The organism is Streptomyces morookaense (assembly GCF_013030945.1).
GTDB lineage: Bacteria > Actinomycetota > Actinomycetes > Streptomycetales > Streptomycetaceae > Streptomyces > Streptomyces morookaensis.
Window position 1 is genome coordinate 1 of the sequence record NZ_JABBXF010000097.1, and the last position, 2,144, is coordinate 2,144.

Consider the following 2,144-nt stretch of genomic DNA (forward strand, 5'->3'; position numbering starts at 1 on the left):
GGTGTAGAGGACGTACGCCAACCCGTTGCCGTCAACCGGCAGTTGCAGATCGGCGCCGCTCTCCGCAGCACACGCCTGAACGGTCTGCGGGGCGTCCACGGCCAGTACGGTCAGTTCGGGCCAGCGTGCCTGTACGCGGTCGCGGTGCCGGGCGTGCGTGAGCAGCAGCCGGGCGCCGCACCCCTCGACGATGCGCGCTGCGCGCTCGTCCGGGTAGCCGGGGTCGAGCGGCACGTAGGCCGCTCCGGACTTCAGCACCGCGAGCAGACCGGTCACGGTGTCCGCACTCCGGTCGAGCAGCAGGAGGACGGGCTCCTCCGGTGCGACCGGCACCTGCCGGCGGAGCACACGGGCCAGCCGGTTGGCGGCGGTGTTGACCTCCGCGTAGGTCAGCGTCCGGCCGTCGTGGACGACGGCCGGTGCATCGGGAGTCCGGGCGGCCTGAGCCTCGAAGGCGCGGTGGATGACGGGCTCGGCAGGCTCGGCCGCGCCCGTGGCGTTCCACTGCTCCGTGAGCTCGACATCCGCTGCACTGGCCGGTGCCAGGGCGTCCGGGGCGTCCTCCGGCGCACGGGCGACGTGCTGGAGTACCGATTCCACGCTCGCCAGCAGCCGTCGGATTGCGCCTTGCTCGAACAGCTCGCCTGCGTAGTCAAGTTTGAGCACTATGTCGCTGTCCTGCTCCGTGACCGACACCACCAGCGGGTAGTCCCGCTTCTGGTACCGGAAGCGGAACTCCGGTCGCAGCAGCCGCTCGTGCTCGTCGTCCTCGACCGCCGGATAGTTCTCGTAGATGAACAGGCTGTCGAAGAGCCGCCGGCCGCCCGGCTGCAGCGCAGCCAGGTCGACACCGCTGCGCCGGCCGATCTCGTGGATGTCGTCCTGCAGCCGCTGGATCTCCTCGATCAGGCTGCCCGCTCCCGCGCGGTGCCGGGCGATCAGCGGGACGGTGCTCAGGTAGAGACCGACCGAGGTGTCGATCCCGTCCACCGGCAGGTCACGTCCTGCCAGCACCGTGCCGACCACGGTCGTGTCGCAATGACCGTAGACACTCAGCGTCTTGTGCCAGGCGTACTGCAGCAACGCGTTGGAAGTGACGCCGTACTCCTGGGCGACGGACCGCAGACCCGACAGCAGCTCCGGGCGCAGCGGCAGCGACAGCTGCTCCTGGTGACGGACGTGCTTGTAGGTGCCGAGGTCGACGTGGCGGGCCTCGGCGGACTGCAGCCCGCCGAGATCACAGCTTGCCCCGGCGTCCGCCGCGTAGGCCTGCCAGAAGGCCTCGTGGTCGCGTGCGTGCCGGTGCAGGTGACGCTGGATGCCGGCGTAGTCCTCCGCCGGAAGGACGGCACGCTCGCCGTCGCGCAGTGCGAGATAGCAGGCATGCACGGTCTGCAGCAGCAGCGGGCTGCTCCAGCCGTCGAGAATGGCGTGGTGGGTGTTGAGCACACAAGTGAAGTGCTCCGCATCCCGCTTGACCAGATACACCCGGAACAGACCGCTCACCCCGAGGTCGTACGGGATGCCGCGGTCGCGCTCCAGCAGTTCCTCGAAGGCCGCGGCGGGGTCCGGGTGGCCGCTCAGGTCCACGAACTCCCACGTCAGCCGGGACTCCCGGTCGACGACCTGCACCATCTCGTACTGCCAGTCGAAACGCAGCCGCAGCGCGCTGTGGGCCTGCTGCGCCTGCTCCCACGCCCGGCGGAGAAGAGCGGGGTCGACGGGGGCGCGGTAGTCCCAGACGGCCTGGACGCGGTAGGCGTCGTCGACGTCGCCCTGGGTCAGGGCGTGGTGGATGAAGCCCTGCTGCAGACTGCCGGCCGCGAAGACCCCGTCCAGCTCGCAGGCCGCCTGCAGCCGGTCCAGGTGCTCCTGCGGCAGCAGGCCGTCGACGTCACTGCTCGTGAGCCAGGTGCGCGAGCAGTTGGCCGTCATGTCGACCAGTGCCGTCAGCCGGTCCTCGAACGACCGGGCCAGCTGCCGGGCGTCCTGCTGCGGCAGCCTGCCGAGCAGGGTGAACCGCAGCCGGCCGCCGACGACCATGCCGGTCATGCTGACCGTGTAGGGCAGCCGGTTGTCCTCGTGCATCCACACGCCACTCGGTTCGTCGGCGACCTGCCAGTCGCCGTCGCCTTCGGCGTCGA

1 protein-coding gene is annotated in these 2,144 nt (G+C 70.4%); it reads right to left on the reverse strand.

What is annotated here, in order from left to right; genetic code table 11:
- Window positions 1-2,144, reverse strand: a 2,144-nt coding sequence (locus tag HG542_RS30225; protein ID WP_171087039.1) for a condensation domain-containing protein, incomplete at both ends; no start/stop codon positions are given.